A 25,083-nucleotide genomic window follows, 5' to 3' on the forward strand; every position below is an offset into this window, starting at 1 on the left:
GCAATCTCTATCAGGTTTTATAATAATAAAAACAATATATTCCACCGCACCCAAGCGTGATATAAAATGCGATTTTTGTCCATAATGCGGATAGACCAAGTGCAATACATATTAGATAGAGACTAAACATCATCAGCCCACCTAATGCCCATTTTTGACTGATTGTTCCAGTTCGCCAAAACGTTTTTAATTTATTAGGTTTATGAACATAAAGTTTCCACAGTTTTGGATATAAATTATTTAAATAATACTGACGTTTCGCTTTTGCAAGCCAACTGATAATTTTTACATTATTGAATAATATAAATATCCACGTCAGACTTGCCCATACGACTAAACCAAATTTAATTTTTAGTATAAATTGTAAAATACCCATAATCATAATTATGCTAAACAATACGATTAATAAAATAATCTCAACATAAGGGACTAAAATTTCTGGATTAACACGCATGAATTTACGAATTTTTTCAAATTCTGTATCCGCATTAAGTAATTTTATTTGAGCTACATTAGCTGGATGTTCAGGAAGTCCAAGTAATTGATTCAAGCCTTTGTCAGCAATTTCTAAATCAAGTTTCTTACAATTTTGTTGATGAACATCATTTTTTGTCTGAATAAAACGATTTTCCCATTCAACTAATCTCTCAACAATATCTTTGTTAAAATAAGACATTGGGCTATTGAATTGAATTGATTCACTTTGATGCTCTGGTTTGGTTGCAAATTCATGTCGTGGTACAGGATAGGCTTTAAAATCAAAAATAGAGACCGTACACCAATCCGTATTAGGATATTGTTGTTCATACGCATGATATATTTGCTGTTCTGCCTGTTTATAATCTTTCATAATGAGTCTATCTTTTGATAAATAATATGCTAACTCATTGACAGAAATAAACATTTTCTCTTCTATTTTTTCACATGGATAATCAGCAACTTGTTGATAAAATGCTTCCATATTTTCAAAATATAATTCAGTATCTGTATCCATCACATCTTTACCAAATTTTTGATAAATCAACATACCATGATTTAACAAAAGACGGTAATATAAAATGACATTATTTTCATGTTTAAATGTGCTTTCATAAAATGAATCTAATCCTTCAATTCGATTATATCGTTCAATAAATTCTTTCATTTGTGCTGTATGTGGAGTAGGTAACATAATATTTTTCCAAATACCTTAAATTAATATTTAAATCATTGAAAATAACTAAGGGCGATTTCATTTCTCACCCCACATACAATCAATAATTGACCTGCTATTTAAGTATAATTTATAGCAACTTAAACCACAACTTTTTTCACTAAAATTGAGCCAATTGAATAACCTGCACCAAATGAGCAAATCACCCCATATTCCCCATGTTCAACTTCATCAGCAGTACGATTTAACGCAATAATGACACCTGCTGATGATGTATTAGCAAATTCATCAAGTACAATTGGTGCTTTTTCCATTGCCACATCTTTACCAGCAATATATTTCAAAATCAATTGATTCATATTGATATTCGCTTGATGTAACCAAAAACGTTTTACATCATCTGCACTTAATTGATTCTTTTCTAATTGATTTTTAATGATATTTGCCACCATAGGACACACTTCTTTAAATACTCTACGTCCATCTTGACGGAAAATACGGTCATCACGCACCGCATCTTCACTTGGATTTAAGAAACCAAAATTATTGCGAATCGCATTAGAGAATTGGCTCAGCAAATAAGTATCTAAAATTTCAAAGCCTGATTTTCGTTCAGTATTTTCAATAATCGTTGCAGCCGCCACATCGCCAAAAATAAAATGGCTATCTCGAGATGTATAATCTAACTGCCCCGACATAATTTCTACATTAAGCATCAACACACATTTAGCTGTGCCTGCTTTTAAGCTATCATAAGCCTGTTTTAAAGCAAAAGTTGCTGCTGAACATGCCACACTCATATCAAATGCATAGCCATTAATACCTAAAGCCGTTTGAATTTCAATCGCCACCGCAGGATAGGCACGTTGTAAACCTAAACATGATAAAATTACCACATCGACATCTTCAGCAGTTACACCTGCATTTTGCATCGCAATTTTGGCAGCTTCAACCCCCATTTCCGCTTGTAATGATAACTCATCATTACTACGCTCACGCAAATGTGGACGCATACGGTCAATATCTAAAATACCCGTTTTTTCAACTACATAACGAGACTTAATTCCCGATGCTTTTTCAATAAATTCAACAGTTGATGGTCGTAATGCTTCACGTTCACCTGCTTCAATTTCATCAGCATATTGTTTATTATAACGTTCTACATAAGCATTTAAACTATTGACTAATTCATCATTACTAATGGTATCGGCAGGTGTATAAACGCCTGTTCCTGTAATACGAATGCTCATTCATCTTTTCCACATCTATTTAATTAAATACCATTTTGCATAAAATTGTGTGGTTTGTTGATGGCAAAAACTATCTTTTTTATATCATTTTAAATGAAATTTACCATCAAAAGAAACCAAAAATCCTTGCCGATTTCATGATAAAATATAATTTTTATCAAGTTTAATGGTTTGTATGAATAAAACTGCAATTATTTATATGGGGGGGACATTTGGCTGTATCGGTGAGCCACTTACCCCAATGCCTGCTGAACAATTTTTAGCAATATTACAGCAACATTATCCACAAGCTGATGTAAATTTTTTCGCATCACCTATCATTAAAGATAGTAGCGAACTCTCTGCCCCTGATTGGTTTAGGTTAGCTTCTTTTATACAAAATTTATATAAAAATCATAATTATCAACAATTTATCATTCTTCATGGTACAGATACTTTAGCATATGCGAGTGCATTTTTACATCATATTTTTGCTTATCAATATCGTATTATTTTGACAGGTAGCCAATTACCTATTTTAGATACACATGGTAAACAACTACGTGAACATTCTGATGCACGCCAAAATTTAGATTTCGCCCTCCAACAAATATCAAATATCAATCATGGTGTATATTTAGCATTTAATCAAAAATTATTTTATGGCAATAGTTGCTATAAACAACATACCGAACATTTTGATGCTTTTTCAGGCATAGAATATACAACATCACACACTACTTTTCATAGCTTAAATATCACACAAAAAATCGATTTAAATCAAAATGTTGAACATCATATCGAAAAGTTAAAAAATATCTATATTGATAATTTATATCTCATGCCGATATCGACATGGCTTATTCAAGAATCCTTATTACAAAAAATGCTAAACCCACCCAAAATTCTATTTATTCAAGGTTTCGGCTCTGGTAATTTACCCTATTCAGAGGGTTTAAAAGAAACATTAAACAACTTATTGGACAATGATTGCCAAATTATCATCAGCAGTCAGGTGTTACAAGGCCATTTATCACAAAAATATGCCACAGGTTCATGGTTAAGTGAAATTGGAGTATTATTTGATCATCACATCAGCCAAGCAGATAGTTATGCTCGAGCCATGTTATTATTAGCATTTTATACACCTAATTGGCAACAACATTGGAATATGACACATGAATAATGAAATACCTGATAACAATAATAAATGTTATGCGATTGGTATTGAATTTTGCGGTACACGCTTTAAAGGTTGGCAAACACAACAAGCAGGGGTACGCAGTATTCAACAAACCATTGAACAAGTGTTAAGCAAAATTGCCGATGAGCCAATTATTTTACATGGTGCGGGTCGCACCGATGCAGGTGTTCATGCAACCAACATGGTGGCTCATTTTGATACCACAGCTATACGCCCTGAACGTGGTTGGATTATGGGAGCTAATTCACAACTTCCAAAAGATATTGCAATTCAATGGATTAGAGAAATGGATATGGATTTTCATGCCCGTTTTAAAGCCAATGCACGGCGGTATCGATATGTGGTTTATAATGCACCGCACCGCCCTGCTCTGATGTATGGTCAAGTAACACACGCTTATTATCCACTCAATGTAGAAAAAATGATACAAGGTGCAAAAATGTTTGAAGGTACGCATAACTTTGAGAGTTTTCGTGCCAGTTTTTGCCAGTCGAATCAGCCTGTACGTCATGTAAAACATTGCCGTTTAATTCAGCATGGAAATTTTTTGATACTCGATATTCAAGCTGATGGTTTTCTACATCACATGGTGCGTAATATTATGGGTTGTTTGCTCGAAATTGGACAAGGTAAATATGAACCTGAACATATTCATGCTATTTTTGCAGCTGAAGACCGTAAAGCAGCAGGTATTACCGCACCACCTGATGGATTATATTTTGTACAGGCATATTATCCTGAGAAATTTGATTTACCGCAATATCCATTAGGACCCGCATGGTTAAATTTACCTGAATAGGCATTCTTAATCATTTCTATATCAATAAAAACACCCCAAAATCTTAACTTTTGGGGTGTTTTATTAGCTATGAAAAATTTTAGATTTTACCAACCAAATCAATTGAAGGTGCTAAAGTTTCATCGCCTTCTTTCCATTTAGCAGGACAAACTTCACCTGGATGAGTGTGAACATATTGAGCAGCTTTTACTTTACGCAATAATTCAGTTGCATCACGACCAATACCACCTGCACTAATTTCAACAATTTGAATTTTACCATCTGGGTCAATTACAAATGTACCACGATCTGCTAAACCTGCAGACTCAATTAATACATCGAAATTTTTAACCAAAGTCCAAGCAGGATCACCTACTAATGGGAATTGAATTTTACCAATCACTTCTGACGTATCGTGCCATGCTTTATGCGTAAAATGCGTATCTGTTGAAATACCGTAAATTTCTACACCTAATTTTTGAAATTCAGCATAGTTATCAGCTAAATCACCTAATTCTGTTGGGCAAACAAAAGTAAAATCAGCTGGATAGAAGAAAAATACAGACCATTGTCCTTTAAGATTCGCTTCTGAAATTTCTACAAATTGACCATTATGATAAGCAGTTGCTTGGAATGGTTTTACTTCAGTATTAATTAAACTCATAAAAAACTCCTGATAAGCTCACATCATTCGTGATAATGGACATTATACAGGAAAAATTATTTTTCACATTATAATAATAGATTTTTCCAATAATAATGAATAAAACCATCATATTATCAAATTAACTATAATGTGCAGGTGGTTCATCAACAATATTAGCATGCCATTCGCCTAATTGTTTTTCTAATAGATTAAATAAAACTGCTTGTACCATATGTTGTGCAACCATATGCATTTCACCATCTAGTGCTTCTCGTACATCGCTATGAAATGTTATCTTTACCAATTCCTTAGCTTGCTCATGACGACCATTACGCAGAATTAACTCACCTGTTTCAGCTTCAATTAACTCTAGCATAACTTCTTCACTACCAAATAATTGTTTTAATTTAGATATAGACATCATTTAACCCAAAATCATTGATTTTCCCTGTTAATATAAGGGCAAATATCCTAATATGCAAGTTTATTCCATAAAAAAACTGCATTGAATGTTCAATTATCAACATCAATGCAGCTTTAAATGTTAAATTTTAACGGCGACGTGAGCGACTGTTACCAAATTCACGGCGTGGACGGTCATCAAATTTACGAGATGAACGACTGTCATCAAAATCACGGCGTGGACGGTCATCAAATTTACGAGATGAACGACTGTCATCAAAATCACGGCGTGGACGGTCATCAAACTTGCGAGATGGACGATTATCATCAAAATCACGACGTGGACGGTCATCGAACTTACGAGATGGACGATTATCATCAAAATCACGACGTGGACGGTCATCAAATTTACGAGATGAACGATTATCATCAAAATCACGGCGTGGACGGTCATCAAATTTACGAGATGGACGATTATCATCAAAATCACGACGTGGGCGATCATTATCACGCTCTCGTTTAAAATGGCTTTCACCTTCTAAGCGACGACCACGACCTTTACCAAAACGACGCTCACCTCGACTACGCTCATTCCCACGCTTACCATCTTTCTTTTTATGACGTGAACGTTCTGGTGGTGGAGATGGCTCTAAACCTTCAATTTCAGATACTTCTAAACGCGCTTTTAAATAATCTTCTAAAGCACGAATTTTACCACGCTCACGATAAGTCGCTAAAGTAATCGCTTGACCTGTACGACCTGCACGACCTGTACGACCTACACGGTGTACATAGTCTTCATTTTTCATTGGTAAACCAAAGTTAATTACATGAGAAATTGTTGGTACATCTAAACCACGTGCTGCAACATCAGTTGCCACTAAGATTTTTGCTTTACCATCACGGATACTTTTTAAACGACGATTACGCACCGATTGTGGCATTGCACCGTGTAATGCAACCACAGAATGTCCAGCTTCTGCCAACTCCTCCGCTAACATATCTGTATCTTCTTGCGTACTGGCAAACACAACCGCTTGGTCTAAAGTTTCATCACTTAACCAATGGTTTAATAATTTTTTCTTATGTTCAAAACCATCTGTCCAATGTAGAGTTTGAGCGATGTCCGTATTGGTTGAATGACCTGTTTCAATGGCAATACGCTCAGGGTCATTCATCATACGTTCAGCTAAAGCAATAATACGGTCAGCAAATGTTGCTGAGAACATTAACGTTTGTTCACGTTGTTCCGCTAAATCGCTAATTGCTTCTAAATCTTCCGAGAAACCTAAATCAAGCATACGGTCAGCTTCATCAACAATTAAAGCTTCTACTTTGTCTAATTTAATTTGACGACGATTCACTAAATCTAACAAACGTCCTGGTGTTGCTACCACAACTTGAGAGCCTTTAAGTTCTTGAATTTGCTTACCAAAAGGCATTCCACCCATAATTGCGGCTACACGCACACCTTTCATATGACGTACTAAGGCAATCGCATCTTTACTCACTTGTTGAGCTAATTCACGTGTTGGGCAAAGTACCAATACACGTGGACGAGTAATCGCTTTCATACGCTGTTTAAATGGTATAAATACATTATTTTCAGCTAAAGCATTCAAAGTTGGCAATAAAAATGCGACAGTTTTACCAGAGCCTGTTTGGCTTGAAACCAATAAATCTTTACCTTCTAAAGCGGCCGGTACAGCTTTTTGTTGTACTGGTGTTGGTGTGGTAAAACCTAAAGTGGCTAAGGCTTGATTTAAAGAGTCATGTAAAGCAAATGATGTAAATGTTTGAGTCATAAAATATTGCACCTATAACTAAATAGGTGTCCATAAGAGATTGATTTTTAATAAAAACATCGCCCAATACCAATAGGCAAATTACAGGCTTATATTCCCATGCATAAAAAGCATAGAATATAAATAATATAATTACAATCAACAAAAACGGTAGGATAAAAAGCTTTTGTCTAATATTCCGAGTAATGACGATGTGTACTAATTACGCACCCATGATAAGGTCGAAACCTGAAAATCGCTAAGCGATTGGTACACGAAAAATCATCCTACTAACTTGGACAGGAACGTGCAGACAATGAAGGATTTGATAAATCCTAGAAAGAATGTTCAGGTAATGAACAGAAATAAATGTGCGTAACAATATTATAGCATAGTTTATCCTAAAAAACGATTTATTTTCTCATATTGTGTAATTTTATTGTATCTTGTTGATTGCAATTTATGATTGATTTCCACATAAAAAGGCATTTTATCTTATGATAAAACGCCTTTTATAATTCTGCTCATCGCACTGTATTACTTTTTCATTTGCGATTCCGCAGCAGAACCAGCAATTGTACCTACAGCACTACCAATTACCGCACCTGTAGAACCACCCATCTTATTTCCTACCGCAGCCCCTACACCAGAACCAATGGTTGCACCATCAACTTTACCAGTCGCTACACTTGTACCAATCGCACCGCCTAAGGCAGCACCTGTCGAACCTCCAAGTTTTTGACCAACAATTGTACCTGCTGCACCACCCAACACGCCCATAGCTGCTTTTTGCTCAGATGTCGTTGTCGCACAACCTGTCATTATCACTGTAGCTGACATCAATGCTGTAAGGCATAATAATTTCATATTTTTCATAAAATTTAGCTCCAAACTAAGTTGCATTAGCATATGCTAAATTTAAGTGATTATTGCGTATAAGCTGTAATTTTTCGTATGATTTATATCTCATACATTTAAAATAAGTTATTAATTATATGCAATTTAAAATAATTTTCTGACTTACAAAATACTCGCTTACTCTAACAATAATTTATATGTAGGATTTTCTTGAATTACTTGATTGTATATTTCACAATTCAATTCGATACCATTCTGGCAAGAGATTTTAAACCATTTTAAAGCTGATAAGATATTTTGTTCTACACCTACACCTTTTAGATATGAAAAAGCGACAGCAGATTGAGCAGGTGCATAACCGCCTTTAGCCGATTTTTCAGACCATTCAAATGATTTTTTATCATCTTGCTTTACAAGCATACCATATTGATATGCCATTGCTAGTTCAAATTGTGCTAAAGGGTTGCCTTGATGTGCAGATTTTGTATACCAATCAAATGCTTTATAGTACTGACTTTTAAACTTGTCATAAAATACACCAAGATTATATTGACCTTGTGCAAAATTTTGTCTTGCAGATTTTGATAGCCAATAGAATGCCTTATCGCCATAATCGTGATAACCTTGCTCTAAATAATATACACCTAAATCATTTTGAGCTTTCGCATCGCCTTGTTTAGCTTTTTTGATGAGTTGTTGAATGTTGTCGTCATTGGCATAAACGGATATAGACAATATTAAACTACATACGCCAAGCAATAATTTTTTTAACATAATAAACCTTGATGAAATAAAATGGGGATAACTTTAACATTATCCCCAATTTGATTATTTTGCGATTTTTGCCAATAATTCATCTTTAGTGAGATTTTCAGCATTTTCAGCAGTACGGGCTTTATATTCAAAAGTGCCTGCTTCTAAACCTTTTTCACCAATCACGATACGATGTGGCACGCCAATCAATTCAATATCAGAGAATTTAACGCCAGGGCGTTCATTACGGTCATCAAGTAAGACATCATAACCAAGTGATTGTAATTCTTGATAAAGTTTTTCTGCAACTTCCATCGTACGTGGTGATTTATGGGCATTCATTGGCACAATTGCCACTTCAAATGGAGCAATCGCTTGCGGGAAAATAATGCCTTTTTCATCATAATTTTGCTCAATCGCTGCTGCCACCACACGAGTTACACCGATACCATAACAACCCATCGTCAAAATCAACGGTTTACCATCTTCACCTAAAACTGAACAATTTAATGCTTCAGAATATTTTTTACCAAGTTGGAAAATATGACCGACTTCGATACCCCGTTTAATTTGCAACGTACCTTTACCATCTGGTGATGGGTCGCCTTCAACGACATTACGCAAATCATAAATTTCGCTATATTTGGCATCACGCTCCCAGTTTACGCCTGTAGCGTGTTTATCGACTTGGTTACCACCTGCCACAAAATCTGCCAAAATTGCTGCTGCACGGTCAATAATCACCGTAATACCTTTTTCAACCAAACCTTGTGGACCTGTAAATCCTGCGGTTAAACCGTATTTTTGTAATTGTTCTTCGCTAGCAAATGTTAATGGACTAGCAATTAACGGATGTTTTTCTGCTTTAATTTCGTTGAGTTCATGGTCGCCACGTACAAATAGTGCAATCACAGGTACTTCGCCTTGTTCATTGGCAATACCTTGTACCAATAATGCTTTCACCGATTGTTTCGGGTCGGTGCCTAAAAATTCACAAACGCTGTCGATGGTTTTGGTATTTGGCGTATCAACAAGTTGTAAATCTTGTGATGGAGCAGGGCGTTCACCAACAGTAATCGCTTCTGCCATTTCCACATTAGCGGCATAATCTGATTCAGTTGAGAAGGCGATATCATCTTCGCCACTATCCGCCAAAACGTGAAATTCATGTGATGCTGAACCACCAATCGAACCTGTATCAGCTTGAACCGCACGGAAATCTAAACCTAAACGACTAAAAATATTGCTATAGGTTTGATACATCACATCATAGGTTTGTTGTAATGATGCTTGGTCGATGTGGAAAGAATAAGCATCTTTCATGATAAATTCACGAGAACGCATCACACCAAAACGTGGACGAATTTCATCACGGAATTTCGTTTGTACTTGATAAAAATTCACAGGAAGTTGTTTATAACTTTTCAGTTCATTACGAGCTAAATCCGTAATCACTTCTTCATGGGTTGGACCTAACACAAATGGGTTATCATGACGGTCTAAAAAGCGTAATAATTCAGGGCCATATTGTTCATAACGTCCACTTTCTTGCCATAGTTCTGCAGGTTGTGTAACAGGCATAAACACTTCCAATGCACCTGATTTTTGCATTTCTTGATGAATAATTTGGCTCACTTTATTGAGTACACGAATCCCTGTTGGCAACCAAGTATAAAGTCCTGACGCAAGCTGGCGAATCATACCAGCACGGAGCATCAATTGATGAGAAATAACATGAGCGTCATTTGGTGTATCTCGTAAAGTGGCAAATAAAAATTGACTTGCACGCATAAAATATCTCTAAAAATCATGGTTATGAATATAGCGACATTATACGCTAAAAGTGATGAATTGTTGATAATTATCGTATTTATTTCAAGCAAATTTTAATGATGTGGATAACTTAATCATTATCCACAATCTCATCTCGTTTAAACACTAATTCTTGCTGATTAGAATTAATTTCATCAAAATAATAACCTTCCGCCTTAAATTGACGTAAATCATCTAAATGCGTTGTATTCTGTTCAATCATATGACGTGCCATTAAACCACGTGCTTTTTTCGCATAAAAACTGATGATTTTATATTTACCATTCTTTTGGTCTAAGAACGTTACTTTGATAATTTTGGCATTAATTTTTGACTCTTTGACAGATTTATAATATTCATCAGAGGCTAAATTAATCAAATAATTCGCATTAATTTCGGCTAAATCTTGGTTAATGACATCTGTAATTTGCTGTCCCCAAAATTCATATAAATTTTGCCCAAAAGGATTTTTTAATTTTGTTCCCATTTCTAAACGATAGGGTAACATCAAATCTAAAGGGCGTAACAAACCATATAAACCAGACAAGCAACGTAAATGCTGTTGGGCAAATGCTAATTGTGATTCAGTGAGTGTATAAGCATCTAAACCTGTATAGACATCGCCTTTAAATGCAAAAATCGCTTGGCGAGCTTCTGGCATTGCCATATCACTATGCCAATCTTGGAAACGCTGTACATTTAAATCAGCAATTTTTTGACTTACGCTCATCAAATCCATTAGATTTTGACTAGAAAGCGTACGACAAACATCAATTAATTGTTGAGATTGTTCTAATAAACGGGCTTGACTATGATTTAAAGTAGGTAATTTACTATCATAATCCAATGTTTTTGCAGGAGAAATTAAAGCTAACATATCAATACTCTAAATTTTAAAACGTGATAAATCTTCATCGGGACGAGCAGTTAAAACTTCTAAACCAGTTTCAGTGACTAAAACGGTATGTTCATATTGTGCCGATAAACTATGGTCTTTGGTAACTGCTGTCCATTTATCGCCTAAAATTTTGGTCTGCCAACCACCTGCATTAATCATGGGTTCAATCGTAAAAGTCATGCCTGCTTCTAAACGCATACCTGTACCTTTTTGACCATAATGTACAATTTGAGGTTCATCATGGATTTTTTCTCCAATACCATGCCCACAAAACTCACGCACCACACTAAAACGCTCTGCTTCTACATAACGTTGAATCGCATGACCAATATCGCCCACATAAGCGCCTGCTTTAACTACTTCCATGCCGATATAAAGAGCCTCTTGTGTTACATCACATAAACGTTGTGCTAAAACAGACGGCTCACCTACAATATACATCATACTGGTATCACCATGATAACCATCTTTAATCACAGTAACATCAATATTTAAAATATCGCCTTTTTTCAAAATTTTATTGGCTGATGGAATACCATGACAAACTACATGATTGACTGAAATACAGGTTGCATATTGATAAGCAGGACGACCGCCACCACCACCATAACCAACACAAGCTGGAATGGCTTTTTGTACGTTTACAATATAGTCATGACACAGAGTTTCTAACTCTAAAGTACTCACACCTGCTTTAACATAAGGTTTAATCATGACTAAAACATCAGCAGCAAGTTTACCTGCGACACGCATTTTTTCAATTTGTTCAGGAGTTTTAATTAAATGAGCAACAGATTGTTTCATAATTTTTTCATTAAAAAGTAAAGAAAATAAAATCAAGTTTATGATATAAGTTTGTGTGTGTTTTCGCAAATACTTTTTATATAGATTATTGCAAATAATAGAAATAAGCATTGACATAAAAAGGGACTAAATTGTTGGTTTAGTCCCTGTTTACTCAAGAAAATCATAAAATCGATATAAAATTATCAATCATCATCTTCTTGATACTGCGGTGCAGGTTTCTTAAAGCCTTCTGTTTTCCACGCTAAATAGAATAGACCAAGCATCGCCCAAATTAGACCATACTTTAATGCTGTTGGGTCGATATTCAACCACATTAAAAATACAGCAATAAAACCACCAGTTGGTATCAACACATAATTGACAAAATCCATACCACGGTAGCATTTATCACGCAGTGCATATTGGCAAAATACTGAAAAATTCACAAAGCTAAATGCTGTTAAAGCACCAAAACTCAATAATTCAACAATATCTTCAAAATCAAAATAACCTGCTGTTAAAGCAATCAAACCAACAATAGCGATATTATAAGTCGGCGTATAGAATTTTGGACTGATATGTGCAAAGATTTTTTTGTTAATCACGCCATCACGTCCCATCACATACATCAAACGAGACACACCTGCATGAGCAGAAATCCCCGATGCCATGACCGTAACAATCGCAAAATAAAGTACCAGAGCTTTCAAACCTTCTGAAAAGATTGCCGCTAAAATTTCAGGCTGGGTTTCATCAACCGCATTAAAATATTTCGTTGGGTCGCTTGGAAAATAAATTTGAATAAAATAAGTACTGATAATAAAGATAATACCCGCAATCAATGATGTTAAGACAATCGCCTTAGGTAAAACTCTTTTCGCATCTTTGGTTTCTTCAGCCAATGATGATAAAGCATCAAACCCTGTAAATGAGAAACATAAAATCGTTGCCCCAGCCACCAATGCTGTTAATTCGGTATTACTCGTCCAAAATGGGTCAAATGTCCATAATTGATATTTTGCTGTATCAATCGAACCATCAGCCGTTAAACCATTTGCTAATAAATTATAAACACTATAGGTAAAATATCCAATAACAACGATTTGTAAAAATACAATCATACTATTTAGGCGAGCGACAAATCTAGCTCCAAAAATATTGACTATAGTCATAATCGCTACTAGGAAAATTACCCAAATCCATTCATTGACATTTGGAAATAAATCTGCCAAATAAATACGGGCTAAGATGATATTAATCATCGGTGCGAGTAAATAATCCATCCATGACGACCAGCCCACCATAAAACCTACATTTGGGTGAATGGCTTTTTGTGCATAAGTATAAGCCGATCCTGATGATGGATAACGGCGAATCATATGTCCATAACTAATCGATGTCAATAAAATGGCAAATAATGCAAAAATATAAGATGTGGGAACGTGTCCACCACTATCTCGAGAAACCATACCAAAGGTATCAAACAAAGTCATCGGTTGAATATAGGCTAAACCGATAATAATAACGTGCCACAGTAACAAATTCTTTTGTAACTTGACCGATGATGATGTATCAGACAGATGGCTCAATAGCGTATCCTCAAAATACACTGATATAAAATCAGAATAGATATTATACGGTTTGAGCAAATCAAAACCGCACCCAAGCAATTCATATATTAAAAGTGTGTAATGTAAACTAATGATAATGATTTGTCATGATATTTTTTTCATTTTTTGCTTATTTTTTGCAAAAAATAAAGGTAATAGTGAATATTACCTTTATTTATAATCAATTTAATCACCAATGATTAGTTTTAATCACGCTGTTGATGTGGTAAAGGAATGTACTGTTTAGAATTTTCATACTCAGCCTTTATACTTTTTTCAGCCGTTTGACGGTCTGCAACCACCACATCTAGCACTTGTAACTCATTATTACGTTTAACTGTAATTTTAACCGTTGTTTCAGGTTGTTGTAATGCGATTAAATTCATTAAATGATTTGATGATTTAATTTTTTCATCATTCACTTTCACAATTTGATCGCCTGCTTGTAGACCACCTAATTGTGCTGGAGAGTTTTCCATTACCCCTGCAACAATGACTGCATTTTTATTAACATCTAACATATCACGCTTAGCTTCATCTCGTGCTAAATAAACACCTAACCAGCCACGTACCACACGACCATGTTTTAAAATAGAATCTAATACTTGTTTCGATGTACTTGCAGGAATGGCAAAACCAATCCCTAATGAACCACCTGTACGAGAGAAAATCGCAGTATTTACACCAATTAAATTCCCTGCAACATCAATTAACGCACCACCTGAATTACCGGGATTAATTGCTGCATCCGTTTGAATAAAGTTTTCATAGGTATTAATACCAATATCAGTACGTTCAGTCGCTGAAATAATCCCTTGCGTAACAGTTTGCCCTACCCCAAATGGATTACCAATCGCCAACACCACATCCCCCACTTGATTACCACTCAATTTAAATGGAATCACAGGTAAATCGGTTAATGCCACTTTTATTACGGCTAAATCAACTTCATTGTCTGTACCTACCACTTTTGCTTCAACACGGCGACCATCATTTAAAGCAACAACAATTTTATCCGCATCTTTAATGACATGAGCATTCGTTAAAATATAACCATCTTCACGCACAATCACACCTGAGCCTAAATTATTTTGTGCTTGATTTTGTTGTGGAAAATTATCGCCAAACAACTCACGCAAAATAGGGTCTAACTGATTTTGTGCATTTTTATTCTGTGATTCAACAAAAATACTCACGACCGCAGGTGCAGCATTTTGAACCGCTTTATGATACGAAACAACTCCCCCTAAAGAATCTTGTTCAACCAATGGCTCTAATTTTTCAGCTTGCATTTTTACACCATCGGGAGCAACCATCGTAATTTTTTCTTGTTTCTTTTGCCAAACAAAAAAGCTACTAATGACGACAATCAATAGCACCCAAGGCAACCAAATTACAATACGTTTCATCATTAACCTACTTGTATTTATATCAAATTTTAAAGTTAAATTTTAATAGAATATCTCTTTATATATCAATAATTTTATATACTTATTTGCAATATTTTGTAAAACTTTACACAATGATGAATAAATTTAGTATTTAAATGATAGAAATCATCATAACCATAAAAAAGACTGAATTACTATATAATTCAGCCTTTTATCATTATTTAACTTTGAAAATAGCTTAAATCACAACGTCCAACATAAACCATCGTTGTTGGACCTGTCATAAATACAGGCTCTCCTTCACGCCATGCAATATGCAATTTTCCACCTGCCAATTCAACTTCAACTTCATTGCTCAATAAACCACGACGTATACCACTAATAGCTGCTGCACAAGCACCAGTGCCACACGCCATCGTTTCGCCTACACCACGTTCAAATACACGCAAACGCACATGTTTTTCATCAATGATTTGCATAAAACCCACATTGACACGTTCTGGAAAACGTTGATGGCTTTCTACTTCAGCACCAATTTTTGCGACATCTGCCGTTAAAATATCAGGGACGATAGTAACGGCATGAGGATTACCCATATTGACCACATCAATGGTCAATTGTTGTTCAGCCAATTCTAACTGATACAATGCTTCTGGCTCTTCAGCAATAAATGGAATTTCATGCGGTAAAAATTTAGGCATTCCCATATTTACACGCACCCAGCCATTTGCACCTAATTCAGGCTCAATAATACCCGATTGAGTTTGAACCTTAATGCGAGTTTTGTTGGTTAATTGACGTTCATAGACAAAACGTGCAAAACATCTTGCTCCATTACCGCACTGCTGTACTTCACTACCATCGGCATTAAAAATACGATATTTAAAATCAGCATAAGGCACATCAGGAGCTTCTACAATTAACAATTGGTCAAAACCAATACCAAAATGGCGATTTGCCATACGGCGAATAGTAATTGGGTCTAATTCTGCACGCTGAGTAATCATATCTAATACGACAAAATCATTGCCTAGACCGTGCATTTTTGTAAATTCTAATATCATGGTTTAATTCTCAAACTTAATGATTAGGTAATAATTGCTCATTTTGCCATAAACTTTCAATCGTTTCACGCTGACGAATAATATAAGCTTTATCGCCATCAACCATCACTTCAGCAGCACGACCACGACTATTATAATTAGAACTCATCACAAAACCATATGCACCAGCCCCCATTACTGCTAATATATCACCTGCTTGTAATGCTAATGAACGTTGCTTACCTAAGAAATCAGCCGTTTCACAAATCGTACCAACAATGTCCCAATCTTGTGGCTCAACATCACTATCATTCACTTTTTGAATATCCATATAAGATTCATATAAAGCAGGACGAATTAAATCATTCATCGCCGCATCAACAATGGCAAAGTTACGATGTGCTGTTGGTTTTAAAAAATCAACTTGTGTTAAAAGTACACCCGCATTAGCACTAATACTACGCCCTGGTTCCATATATACTTTAAGACCTAACTTTTCTAAAGTTGGACGTAATGCTTCAGCATATTGCTCAACTGTTGGCGGATTTTCTGTGGTATAACGCACACCCAGACCACCACCAATATCAATATGTTGCAATACAATACCTTCAGCTTGTAATTGCTCAATCCATACACTAACACGCTCTAACGCATCAACAAAAGGCTGGGTTTCTGTGAGCTGTGAACCGATATGACAATCAATTCCCACTATCTCTAAATGTTCTAATGAATGGGCATAACGATATGTTGCTAATACTTCATCGCTTGGGATACCAAATTTATTTTCTTTTAACCCTGTTGAAATATAAGGATGTGTTTTTGCATCGACATCAGGATTCACACGTAATGAAATTGGTGCTTTTTTACCTAAAATTCCTGCAACTTGATTGATACGGTCAAGTTCGGCATAGGATTCAACATTAAAGCAAGCAATACCGACTTCTAACGCTTTTGCAATATCAGCAGTCGATTTTGATAAACCAGAATAAACAATTTTGCTTGGCTCGCCACCTGCTTTTAATACACGAGCTAACTCACCACCTGTAACAATATCAAAGCCCGCACCTAATTTCGCTAATACATTTAATACCGCAATATTAGAATTTGACTTAACTGCAAAGCACACTTGATGGTCAATAAAATCAAAGGCTTTATCCATCGCTTGATAATGTTCGGTAAACGCATTTTTAGAATACACATACAAAGGTGTACCAAATTGCTGTGCCACATCATCAAGGCGACATTGTTCTGCGTATAATACGCCATTTTTACGTTGAAAATTCATAATTTACTCAGTTACTTGTTGCTGTGATTGTGGTGCGTTCGATGCTTCCACTGGTTTCACTTGTTTTTGTAAAGGATTGGGATATAAGAGATATTTTGCTCGTTGGTCATAGTCAGGGTCAGAAACCAATTGTAAAGTACCAGATTGTCCACAAGCTGATAATAAAATACTCATCAATACGGTTGAAATGGCTAAAAAACGCATAATATACTCATTTTTAAAATATATACATCGGCATAGTATAACGCTAAGCTCAATTATAAGTAAATAACTAGATTTTATATCTACTTAAATTATCTTAAATGGCGAGATGAACCTGTAAAATAAACAAAGCGTTTCAAATGTTCTATCCACGTTAAAGGTATTGGGTGAATCACAATTTCATGAATTGTTTCTTGTTTAGATTGTAATAGACATTGATTCAAAATGTCTATCATCTGTTTAGCGTGAATATAATGTTTCTCGACTTTTAAATCAAAACCATATTCAAAACGCTGTGGTATATCAAGTAAAGTTTTATGGTTTAAATAAACATCAATCGTTAAAGCCCCATCAACAATAAAATGAAAATGTTGAATGTCTTGCCATGCAAAAAATTTCCCTTGCTGAAAATAAAAGTCAAAAAATGTGATTCCTTGTTGGTTAATTATCATACATGGCTTAGGCTTTATCAGGGTTATCAGCAAATAAAGCAAACTTATTCCGAATAGCATGATTATCATCCATAATATCCAATGCTCTTGCCATTCTTTGATAAAAATCAACCATTCAATATTATAAGTTATTGAATACAATAAAAATGATAAAAAGACACATACGACTATGCGATAACATTTCAAAGCATAAATTTGTATAGGTAATTCTACTATTTGTTGAGTATTCATTTACTTTATGGTCTCATTTCAATCAAGATCAGTTCCTATATTTTATTCTATTAAGCTTAATATTTCATTATGATTAACTTGATTTTGCATCTTAATTTTATAATATAGCCAAAGAACTTAAGAATTGGTATAAAATTCATCATTGTATCGTAGGGGCGAATTATATTCGCCCACTAAACTCAAGATTTGCACAGGGCAAATGTGATTTGCCCCTACAAGTCTGTACCAATTTTTAAGTTGAGTTAGTATTTAAATTCATTTCTTTCTAAAACAAAAAAATCCAGTTATAAAAACTGGATTTTTAAAAATTTGGAGCGGGAAACGAGACTCGAACTCGCGACCCCAACCTTGGCAAGGTTATGCTCTACCAACTGAGCTATTCCCGCATGACGTGTATAATATCATATTTTTAAATCATGTCAAAATATTTTTCATTTTTTAAATTTAAATGCATAAAATATCATCATTTTTTAAGATTTTTTACATATTTTATGGCAATATGATAAAATCAAAGCATTTAATAATATGCGAGTTTATCCCATGTCATTACAACAACAGTTATTTCAGCAGCTACAAGCACTCAATCCACAACATATTGATCTTATCAATGAATCACATCAACACGGCGGTTATTATGAAGGAAAAGAAAGTCATTTTAAATTAATCATCGTTGCTGATGTGTTTCAAAATTTACGTCCTGTACAACGCCACCAAAAAATCTATGCTTTAACTGATTTAATTCGTACAGGTCAAATCCATGCTTTAGCCATTCATGCCTATACGCCAGATGAATGGCAAGGATACGCTCCAGTAAGCCCACAATGTGCTCATGCACCTAAAGTTTAATCATCATTTTAAGGTTGTATTGCTATGAATTTTGCTCATTTTACTCTCGCTCATTATATCCACTTGATTGGATTTGCTCTACTTTTGGTTGTGGTTCTTATCCGTGCTAAAACATTATTTACAGGTTTAACAGCTATAGAAAATGAAAATAACGAGACATTAACAACCGCCAATTTACAACCTGACCAAAAATATCGCCGTTTATATGTCGCTTGTCAGCATTCTTGCTTAACTTTAGTTGGCTTTTCGGGTATTTATTTACTTTATAATAAAGATTTCCAAATACAACCATGGTTCTATGCCAAAATCATGCTATTTGCAGTATTATTATCTAGTCTAATTAAAGCATTTAAAAAACCAAATCCACATATTTTACTAGTTCAACGTAAAGCTGGATTATATATTGCTTTATTTTGTTATATATCGATTTTAGCTTTAGTCATTGTTAATGGTAATTAAAATTTACCATATCAAGTTTACAGGGGTTTTATGAATTATATCCATTATACAGTTCTCCTAAGTTTAGGTTTAAGCTTAAGCCAAGTTAGTTTGGCTCAAACTGAAGTTACCCAATCTACCGTACAAACAGAGAATAATCGTTGGGTAGACCATCGCCATAGTGATGTAAAAGAATGGTTAAATGATTCATCAAACAAAATTGACAATTGGTTTGGTGATATTGACCCATCACGCCCTGCAAGTGCTAATTTGCGTATTATTGTCGATAATCAATGGAATGAATATGATGATTTTCATAGTCATCCCCGTATTCGTGGTAAAATCAAGCTACCTACTTTAGAGAAAAAACTCAGCATTATGATTGGTGATGATAGTTTAGATGATGTATCTGACCACAAAGTTACCGTTGATCAGCATTCAACCACTCAGTCAAAGAAAGTCATTGATCGTACTCAAACACGCAAAGAAAATACATCACTTGCTTTACGTTTTTCTAAATGGAATGACAATTTACCATTTGATGCCGATTTTGATATTGGTTTACGTTCACATGATAACCCATTTGCTCGTTTAAAAATTAGTAAAGATTGGTCATTTAGTCCAACCACAGGCTTATATACTGAGCAAACTTATCGCTATAGTCGTAAAAATAAAAATGAAATACGAAGCTTTTGGGAAATTTATTATCAACAAAATGATAATACACGTATGATGTGGCAAAGCAATTTTAATTATCAAGAAAAAAGTGATGATGATTTAACGTGGGATAGTAGTTTATTCCGTCAGCATCAGTTTAACCAACATCAACGATTAAATTATGGTTTACAAGCAACGGGTTATTTTAATAGTGATAATGCGTATGTCAAAGAATGGGATTTAAATCGTTGGGGAGCATTTGTTTCATGGCGACAACCACTGTGGCGTGAATGGTTCTTTGTACAAGCTGATGTTAATTATATGAATGATAAACGTTTAAATCGAGACCATTACCCAAGTGCAGGTGTACGATTGGAGATGTTATTTTAATCATAATGATATAAATATAATCATTGCGTAGTGGTGAAAAATTTTACCTCTACGCAAAATCAATTTTAATTTATTTCACCTAAACCTTGTGATAATACTTGTATTTCACCAGTTGAGATATCCACCAAAGTAGAACTCATTGACATACCATACCCATTATCAATAAATACATCAACCAATTTATCAAATTGTAATTCAATTTGCTCTGGGTCATCTAAAATTTCATCATTTACCATTAAATCACAGACCAATAACGGCTCGTTCAATTGCTCAATAAGCTGTTGATTAATGATATGCTGATTTATCCGAATAGCAATTTGTTTGACTTTATTGTGTAAATATTTGGGAGTCATTTTGCTTGCCGATAAAATAAAGGCAATCTCAGATGGCGTATTAGTCTTTAAAATGCGAAATTGCTGATTATCCACTTCAGCATATTGACTTACTTGTGATAAATCTTGGCATAATAAGCTAAAAGTATATTTGTCATTTAACTGCAAAAGTCGGCTAATGCGTTCCACGCCTGATTTATTGCCAATTTTACAACCAATCGCATAACAAGTATCAGTTGGATAAATGACAATCTTATCATCATTTAAGGCTTGTACCACTTGTTGCATTAAACGTGGTTGTGGATTTTCTGGGTGTATATATAAACGTAACATTTTGAAATCCTTTATTTTAATCGTCAATCTAAATCTTCACGGCGAAATTCATTCAAAGTAAGCAATTGCCCATCACGCACACTATTGCAAATGGCTATAATCAACACAATCGCATCTCGTGGTAATTTTTGCTCACCTAAAAAATAACGTTGTACTTGAGCAAATACATTATCTTTAAATTGACTGCCATCACCCCCTTCACCTGTTAAATTATCCAAAGATACACGAAATTTACGACCAAAGGCTTTAGCAAATAACCATTCAATCGCTTGTGGTTTAATTTCAACTTGTTCAAATTCAGCTTGTTGTGCTTGTGTACGCCCATCAGGTGCATACCAATAACCTAAATCAGGTAATAATCGGCGTTGCTCTCCTGCAATCGTCCAATGACTGATTTCATGTAAAGCACTATTAAAAAAACCATGTGCAAATTCAATACGAGCAGGATTTTCACCTTGTGCTGGAAAATATTCTGGCTCACTTTCGCCACGAAATAATACAACATGATGATGGGCAAACCAACGATTAAAGTGTACAATAAGCCAATCCACCTGTTCATCTTCGCTAGTTAAATGATGCCAAGTTGAAAAAGCCGTCAATTCAGTTAAATTAGGGTGTTGTACAGGCTGAAATGGCGAAAATGTGGACATAAACAAACCTAAATATGATAAAATCTAAGTGCTTATTGTAACTTAAATTTTATTGAAACAAAAATTTTTATGAGTTTAACAATGAATAAAACACATTTTCCGACACAACTTGACCCTTTTAAATCAGCAGAACAAGGCTTTACATGGTCAGGTGAACTTAGTTTAAATCAATTTAAACGTTTAGCTTTAGATGCTTTAGGCGATTTAGCACAACAGAAATTTAATATTGACTGCAATCTGAAAATGGATAATTTTAGCCGTTTTGTTTGGTTGAATGCCCAAGTTATAGGACAAGCTCAATTTGAATGCCAACGTTGTTTAGAACCTGTTACCCTTGATTTAACTTGTGATGTACATTTAGCGATTTTAAATGATGAACGTTTAATTGATAGCCTAGAAAATGAAGTTGATTTTGTGATTTTAGGCGAAAATGATAGCTCTCACAAAAGCGATTTCGACCACCATGCCCAAGTCGATTTATTAGCATTAATTGAAGATGAATTATTATTGATGATTCCTTTCTCACCAAAGCATAATGATTGTGAGCATGGTTATCAACCACAAGAAATTAAAGTCGTGGAAGAGAAAAAAGAAAATCCTTTTGAGATTTTAGCAAGTTTAAAAAAGAGTTAATATGCTCCCCCCTTTTTATTGCTTAAATTTTGTGATAAAATAGGGTTAATGTCGTTCTAATTATTTTTAAGATTTTGTTTTAAGGAGCCGTCATGGCAGTTCAACAAAACCGAAAAAGTCGTTCACGCCGTGATATGCGTCGTTCTCATGATGCTTTAACTGCTGCGACTTTAACCGTAGATAGCAAGACTGGTGAAACTCATCGTCGCCATCACGTTACTAAAGATGGTTTCTATCGTGGTCGTTCTTTATTCGCTACTGCTGAATAAGTAAAGACTAGATGACGTTGTATCATCAACAAAAAGAGAGTTTAGGCTCTCTTTTTTTATTATATTTTAAAAATAAATCATTACAATATTTTGAAAGTTTTCGCAATTCCTAAAAGTCCTAAAACTTGTTACATTACATGTAATCTTATATTTTAGGAAAAGTACATGACAACTTTATCATCTCTAGCTTTTGTTTTCCCAGGTCAAGGCTCACAAAAAGCAGGTATGTTAGCTGAATTAGCTGAACAATATCCAATTGTACAACAAACATTTAACGAAGCAAGCCAAGCATTAGGTTTTGATTTATGGCATATTGTACAATCTGGCGAAGGTTTAGATCTAACCGAAAACACCCAACCTGCCCTATTAACTGCCAGTATTGCGATTTGGCGAGTATGGCAACAACAAAGTGAAATCCAACCACGTTATTTAGCAGGTCATTCTTTAGGTGAATATAGTGCCTTAGTCGCAGGTAGCTCATTATCATTAACTGACGCAGTTAAATTAGTCCATTTGCGTGGTAAACTCATGCAAAACGCTGTGGCTCAAGGTGTGGGCAGTATGGCAGCAATTTTATCATTAAGTGATGAACAAGTACAAAATTTATGCAAAACTGTACAAGCTCAATCAACTACACAAACAGTTGAAGTAGCAAACTACAATACACAAGGACAAGTGGTCATTGCAGGTCATCGTGAATTGGTTGAACAAGCCATGAATCAAGCCAAAGAATTAGGTGGTAAAGCTATTGCCCTACCTGTTTCTGTGCCATCACATTGTTCATTAATGAAATCAGCTGCCGATGAATTTGCACAAGCCTTGCAACAAGTCAATATTCAATTACCAAACATTCCAGTCATTCAAAACACCAATGTACAAGTTGCCAATGATGTTGAGCAATTACGCCAAGCATTAACTGAACAACTTTATCAATCAGTACAATGGACAGCGACCATGCAAAAGCTACAAGATGATGGCGTACAATATGTCGTAGAATGTGGTGCTGGTAATGTCTTAACCAACTTAGCCAAACGTTTACCAAACATTGCAAAAGCTTTACCGACCGATACTGCAAACCGTTTACAAGATGCAGTACAAACGATTTCAATGATTTAATGTTAAATTTCAATAGGATATATCAAAATGACTGATAAGAAAATTGCCCTTGTTACAGGTGCGAGTCGTGGTATTGGTGCAGCCATTGCACAACAACTGATAAATGATGGTTTTTTTGTGATTGGCACAGCAACTAGTGAACAAGGTGCAAATCAACTTAGCCAAAATTTTGCTGATAATGGCACAGGCATGGTACTTGATGTGCGTGATGGTGATGCGATTGAACAACTGATTAGCAATATTGAACAAAATTATGGTTCAGTTCTAGTTTTAGTTAATAATGCAGGTATCACACGTGATAATTTATTATTACGTTTAAGTGAAGATGATTGGGACGATATTTTAAATATTCATTTAAAAGCAGTTTATCGTCTATCAAAACGTGTGTTAAAAGGTATGACCAAAGCACGTTTTGGACGTATTATTAATATCAGTTCCGTAGTTGCACATTTTGCCAATGCAGGACAAACCAATTACTCAGCCGCAAAGGCAGGTATGGAAGCCTTTGGTCGTAGCCTTGCTAAAGAAATGGGCAGTCGCCAAATTACGGTAAATAGCGTTGCCCCAGGTTTTATCGCTACAGAAATGACCGCAGAGCTTAGTGAAGATATCCGCAAAAAAATGCTTGAGCAAGTAGCACTCAATCGTTTTGGCGAACCACAAGAAATTGCCAATGCAGTAAGTTTCTTAGCCAGTGATAAAGCAGCTTATATCACTGGTACAGTATTACATGTAAATGGCGGATTGTATATGAATTAATAACTTAGCTCAATGAAATCATGTAAAATTGTTAAGCTACAGGAATTAACAATTCATTTTAAAAATACGATATAATTTGCCATTGAACACCCTAGTCATTATGACTAAAATAGCATAAATTTTTTCATGTTGGCATAGAACGCC

Annotated in this window: 27 protein-coding genes and 1 tRNA gene; 9 read left to right on the forward strand and 19 right to left on the reverse strand. The window is 35.0% G+C overall.

Translation table 11 applies throughout. The features are described 5' to 3' along the window. Positions 1–10 precede the first annotated feature (10 nt). A complete protein-coding gene (locus tag LU301_RS09190; protein WP_305270122.1) occupies positions 11–1,171 on the reverse strand; it encodes a hypothetical protein in 1,161 nt (386 codons plus the stop codon). A 122-nt stretch (positions 1,172–1,293) separates the two neighbouring features. Continuing rightward, the gene (locus LU301_RS09195) at positions 1,294–2,403 is read right to left on the reverse strand and encodes a beta-ketoacyl-ACP synthase III (protein WP_305270124.1); all 1,110 of its coding nucleotides are present in this window, start codon (positions 2,401–2,403) and stop codon (positions 1,294–1,296) included. Between the two features lie 175 nt (positions 2,404–2,578). Here LU301_RS09195 and LU301_RS09200 point away from each other — a divergent pair, with 175 nt between their 5' ends. Beyond that, a complete protein-coding gene (locus LU301_RS09200; RefSeq protein ID WP_305270127.1) occupies positions 2,579–3,568 on the forward strand; it encodes an asparaginase domain-containing protein in 990 nt (329 codons plus the stop codon). Next, positions 3,561–4,385, forward strand: a complete 825-nt coding sequence (truA, locus tag LU301_RS09205) for a tRNA pseudouridine(38-40) synthase TruA (protein WP_305270129.1) — start codon at positions 3,561–3,563, stop codon at positions 4,383–4,385. The genes LU301_RS09200 and truA overlap by 8 nt, the downstream gene beginning before the upstream one ends. Positions 4,386–4,464: 79 nt before the next feature. On the opposite strand, the gene ahpC is transcribed toward truA, so the two are convergent. The 15 genes from ahpC to LU301_RS09280 all read right to left on the reverse strand — a co-directional run bounded on the left by ahpC (position 4,465) and on the right by LU301_RS09280 (position 18,902). Beyond that, positions 4,465–5,028 carry an alkyl hydroperoxide reductase subunit C gene (gene ahpC / locus LU301_RS09210; RefSeq protein ID WP_305270131.1) on the reverse strand — a complete coding sequence of 188 codons (564 nt, stop codon included), beginning with the start codon at positions 5,026–5,028 and terminating at the stop codon, positions 4,465–4,467. A gap of 121 nt (positions 5,029–5,149) precedes the next feature. Continuing rightward, entirely contained in the window at positions 5,150–5,431 is a 282-nt protein-coding gene (locus LU301_RS09215; RefSeq protein WP_305270133.1) for a hypothetical protein, read from the reverse strand. Positions 5,432–5,561: 130 nt separating this feature from the next. Beyond that, positions 5,562–7,217 carry a DEAD/DEAH box helicase gene (locus LU301_RS09220; protein WP_305270135.1) on the reverse strand — a complete coding sequence of 552 codons (1,656 nt, stop codon included), beginning with the start codon at positions 7,215–7,217 and terminating at the stop codon, positions 5,562–5,564. 516 nt (positions 7,218–7,733) lie between these two features. Next, a complete protein-coding gene (locus LU301_RS09225; protein ID WP_305270137.1) occupies positions 7,734–8,072 on the reverse strand; it encodes a YMGG-like glycine zipper-containing protein in 339 nt (112 codons plus the stop codon). 159 nt (positions 8,073–8,231) lie between these two features. Next, positions 8,232–8,828 carry a tetratricopeptide repeat protein gene (locus LU301_RS09230; protein ID WP_305270139.1) on the reverse strand — a complete coding sequence of 199 codons (597 nt, stop codon included), beginning with the start codon at positions 8,826–8,828 and terminating at the stop codon, positions 8,232–8,234. A 54-nt stretch (positions 8,829–8,882) separates the two neighbouring features. Then, complete coding sequence (gene proS, locus LU301_RS09235; protein ID WP_305270141.1) at positions 8,883–10,598, reverse strand: proline--tRNA ligase; 1,716 nt, start codon at positions 10,596–10,598, stop codon at positions 8,883–8,885. 112 nt (positions 10,599–10,710) lie between these two features. Further along, a complete protein-coding gene (gene yaaA, locus LU301_RS09240; protein ID WP_305270143.1) occupies positions 10,711–11,496 on the reverse strand; it encodes a peroxide stress protein YaaA in 786 nt (261 codons plus the stop codon). A 9-nt stretch (positions 11,497–11,505) separates the two neighbouring features. Then, positions 11,506–12,321, reverse strand: coding sequence for a type I methionyl aminopeptidase (map, locus tag LU301_RS09245; protein ID WP_305270145.1), 816 nt, complete (start codon positions 12,319–12,321; stop codon positions 11,506–11,508). Between the two features lie 185 nt (positions 12,322–12,506). After that, a complete protein-coding gene (locus tag LU301_RS09250) occupies positions 12,507–13,892 on the reverse strand; it encodes an APC family permease (protein WP_305270147.1) in 1,386 nt (461 codons plus the stop codon). Between the two features lie 227 nt (positions 13,893–14,119). Next, positions 14,120–15,322, reverse strand: a complete 1,203-nt coding sequence (locus tag LU301_RS09255; protein WP_305270149.1) for a S1C family serine protease — start codon at positions 15,320–15,322, stop codon at positions 14,120–14,122. A 203-nt stretch (positions 15,323–15,525) separates the two neighbouring features. Then, positions 15,526–16,368 carry a diaminopimelate epimerase gene (dapF, locus tag LU301_RS09260; protein WP_305270151.1) on the reverse strand — a complete coding sequence of 281 codons (843 nt, stop codon included), beginning with the start codon at positions 16,366–16,368 and terminating at the stop codon, positions 15,526–15,528. 16 nt (positions 16,369–16,384) lie between these two features. Next, complete coding sequence (lysA, locus tag LU301_RS09265) at positions 16,385–17,632, reverse strand: diaminopimelate decarboxylase (RefSeq protein ID WP_305270153.1); 1,248 nt, start codon at positions 17,630–17,632, stop codon at positions 16,385–16,387. A gap of 3 nt (positions 17,633–17,635) precedes the next feature. Further along, positions 17,636–17,836, reverse strand: coding sequence for a hypothetical protein (locus tag LU301_RS09270; RefSeq protein WP_305270155.1), 201 nt, complete (start codon positions 17,834–17,836; stop codon positions 17,636–17,638). 89 nt (positions 17,837–17,925) lie between these two features. After that, complete coding sequence (locus tag LU301_RS09275) at positions 17,926–18,285, reverse strand: hypothetical protein (RefSeq protein WP_305270157.1); 360 nt, start codon at positions 18,283–18,285, stop codon at positions 17,926–17,928. A 541-nt stretch (positions 18,286–18,826) separates the two neighbouring features. Next, positions 18,827–18,902, reverse strand: a tRNA-Gly gene (locus LU301_RS09280). 154 nt (positions 18,903–19,056) lie between these two features. Between LU301_RS09280 and LU301_RS09285 the strand changes: the two genes are divergently transcribed. Genes LU301_RS09285 through LU301_RS09295 form a run of 3 tightly spaced genes read left to right on the forward strand, consistent with a single transcriptional unit; the run spans position 19,057 to position 20,847 of the window. Continuing rightward, positions 19,057–19,362, forward strand: coding sequence for a BolA family protein (locus LU301_RS09285; protein WP_305270159.1), 306 nt, complete (start codon positions 19,057–19,059; stop codon positions 19,360–19,362). A gap of 24 nt (positions 19,363–19,386) precedes the next feature. After that, on the forward strand, positions 19,387–19,821 hold the full coding sequence (locus tag LU301_RS09290; RefSeq protein ID WP_305270161.1) for an invasion protein expression up-regulator SirB: 435 nt from the start codon (positions 19,387–19,389) through the stop codon (positions 19,819–19,821). 30 nt (positions 19,822–19,851) lie between these two features. Further along, complete coding sequence (locus LU301_RS09295) at positions 19,852–20,847, forward strand: TonB-dependent receptor (RefSeq protein WP_305270163.1); 996 nt, start codon at positions 19,852–19,854, stop codon at positions 20,845–20,847. A 65-nt stretch (positions 20,848–20,912) separates the two neighbouring features. Here LU301_RS09295 and LU301_RS09300 read toward each other — a convergent pair whose 3' ends face one another. Together LU301_RS09300 and LU301_RS09305 are read right to left on the reverse strand one after the other, a co-directional pair. Then, on the reverse strand, positions 20,913–21,512 hold the full coding sequence (locus LU301_RS09300) for an L-threonylcarbamoyladenylate synthase (RefSeq protein ID WP_305270165.1): 600 nt from the start codon (positions 21,510–21,512) through the stop codon (positions 20,913–20,915). Positions 21,513–21,535: 23 nt separating this feature from the next. Further along, positions 21,536–22,162, reverse strand: coding sequence for an elongation factor P hydroxylase (locus LU301_RS09305; RefSeq protein ID WP_370692193.1), 627 nt, complete (start codon positions 22,160–22,162; stop codon positions 21,536–21,538). An 81-nt stretch (positions 22,163–22,243) separates the two neighbouring features. On the opposite strand from LU301_RS09305, the gene LU301_RS09310 reads away from it, so the two are divergent. The 4 genes from LU301_RS09310 to fabG all read left to right on the forward strand — a co-directional run bounded on the left by LU301_RS09310 (position 22,244) and on the right by fabG (position 24,939). Next, a complete protein-coding gene (locus LU301_RS09310) occupies positions 22,244–22,795 on the forward strand; it encodes a YceD family protein (RefSeq protein WP_305270167.1) in 552 nt (183 codons plus the stop codon). A 92-nt stretch (positions 22,796–22,887) separates the two neighbouring features. After that, a complete protein-coding gene (gene rpmF, locus LU301_RS09315) occupies positions 22,888–23,064 on the forward strand; it encodes a 50S ribosomal protein L32 (RefSeq protein ID WP_305270169.1) in 177 nt (58 codons plus the stop codon). 165 nt (positions 23,065–23,229) lie between these two features. Further along, entirely contained in the window at positions 23,230–24,180 is a 951-nt protein-coding gene (fabD, locus tag LU301_RS09320; RefSeq protein WP_305270171.1) for an ACP S-malonyltransferase, read from the forward strand. A gap of 27 nt (positions 24,181–24,207) precedes the next feature. Next, positions 24,208–24,939, forward strand: coding sequence for a 3-oxoacyl-ACP reductase FabG (fabG, locus tag LU301_RS09325; RefSeq protein WP_305270173.1), 732 nt, complete (start codon positions 24,208–24,210; stop codon positions 24,937–24,939). Positions 24,940–25,083: the final 144 nt, after the last annotated feature.

This window comes from Moraxella sp. ZY210820 (assembly GCF_030674635.1).
GTDB lineage: Bacteria > Pseudomonadota > Gammaproteobacteria > Pseudomonadales > Moraxellaceae > Acinetobacter.

Excerpts from the sequence above, each read along its gene's own strand:
- LU301_RS09305 (WP_370692193.1), bottom strand. The coding sequence starts at position 22,162 with ATGTCCACATTTTCGCCATTTCAGCCTGTACAACACCCTAATTTAACT.
- map (WP_305270145.1), bottom strand. The coding sequence starts at position 12,321 with ATGAAACAATCTGTTGCTCATTTAATTAAAACTCCTGAACAAATTGAA.
- truA (WP_305270129.1), top strand. The coding sequence starts at position 3,561 with ATGAATAATGAAATACCTGATAACAATAATAAATGTTATGCGATTGGT.
- LU301_RS09270 (WP_305270155.1), bottom strand. The coding sequence starts at position 17,836 with ATGCGTTTTTTAGCCATTTCAACCGTATTGATGAGTATTTTATTATCA.
- LU301_RS09225 (WP_305270137.1), bottom strand. The coding sequence starts at position 8,072 with ATGAAAAATATGAAATTATTATGCCTTACAGCATTGATGTCAGCTACA.
- LU301_RS09300 (WP_305270165.1), bottom strand. The coding sequence starts at position 21,512 with ATGTTACGTTTATATATACACCCAGAAAATCCACAACCACGTTTAATG.
- LU301_RS09285 (WP_305270159.1), top strand. The coding sequence starts at position 19,057 with ATGTCATTACAACAACAGTTATTTCAGCAGCTACAAGCACTCAATCCA.
- LU301_RS09195 (WP_305270124.1), bottom strand. The coding sequence starts at position 2,403 with ATGAGCATTCGTATTACAGGAACAGGCGTTTATACACCTGCCGATACC.
- LU301_RS09290 (WP_305270161.1), top strand. The coding sequence starts at position 19,387 with ATGAATTTTGCTCATTTTACTCTCGCTCATTATATCCACTTGATTGGA.
- ahpC (WP_305270131.1), bottom strand. The coding sequence starts at position 5,028 with ATGAGTTTAATTAATACTGAAGTAAAACCATTCCAAGCAACTGCTTAT.
- LU301_RS09310 (WP_305270167.1), top strand. The coding sequence starts at position 22,244 with ATGAATAAAACACATTTTCCGACACAACTTGACCCTTTTAAATCAGCA.
- LU301_RS09200 (WP_305270127.1), top strand. The coding sequence starts at position 2,579 with ATGAATAAAACTGCAATTATTTATATGGGGGGGACATTTGGCTGTATC.
- LU301_RS09230 (WP_305270139.1), bottom strand. The coding sequence starts at position 8,828 with ATGTTAAAAAAATTATTGCTTGGCGTATGTAGTTTAATATTGTCTATA.
- yaaA (WP_305270143.1), bottom strand. The coding sequence starts at position 11,496 with ATGTTAGCTTTAATTTCTCCTGCAAAAACATTGGATTATGATAGTAAA.
- fabG (WP_305270173.1), top strand. The coding sequence starts at position 24,208 with ATGACTGATAAGAAAATTGCCCTTGTTACAGGTGCGAGTCGTGGTATT.
- LU301_RS09220 (WP_305270135.1), bottom strand. The coding sequence starts at position 7,217 with ATGACTCAAACATTTACATCATTTGCTTTACATGACTCTTTAAATCAA.
- rpmF (WP_305270169.1), top strand. The coding sequence starts at position 22,888 with ATGGCAGTTCAACAAAACCGAAAAAGTCGTTCACGCCGTGATATGCGT.
- fabD (WP_305270171.1), top strand. The coding sequence starts at position 23,230 with ATGACAACTTTATCATCTCTAGCTTTTGTTTTCCCAGGTCAAGGCTCA.
- LU301_RS09255 (WP_305270149.1), bottom strand. The coding sequence starts at position 15,322 with ATGAAACGTATTGTAATTTGGTTGCCTTGGGTGCTATTGATTGTCGTC.
- LU301_RS09295 (WP_305270163.1), top strand. The coding sequence starts at position 19,852 with ATGAATTATATCCATTATACAGTTCTCCTAAGTTTAGGTTTAAGCTTA.
- LU301_RS09275 (WP_305270157.1), bottom strand. The coding sequence starts at position 18,285 with ATGATAATTAACCAACAAGGAATCACATTTTTTGACTTTTATTTTCAG.
- dapF (WP_305270151.1), bottom strand. The coding sequence starts at position 16,368 with ATGATATTAGAATTTACAAAAATGCACGGTCTAGGCAATGATTTTGTC.
- lysA (WP_305270153.1), bottom strand. The coding sequence starts at position 17,632 with ATGAATTTTCAACGTAAAAATGGCGTATTATACGCAGAACAATGTCGC.
- LU301_RS09190 (WP_305270122.1), bottom strand. The coding sequence starts at position 1,171 with ATGTTACCTACTCCACATACAGCACAAATGAAAGAATTTATTGAACGA.
- LU301_RS09215 (WP_305270133.1), bottom strand. The coding sequence starts at position 5,431 with ATGTCTATATCTAAATTAAAACAATTATTTGGTAGTGAAGAAGTTATG.
- proS (WP_305270141.1), bottom strand. The coding sequence starts at position 10,598 with ATGCGTGCAAGTCAATTTTTATTTGCCACTTTACGAGATACACCAAAT.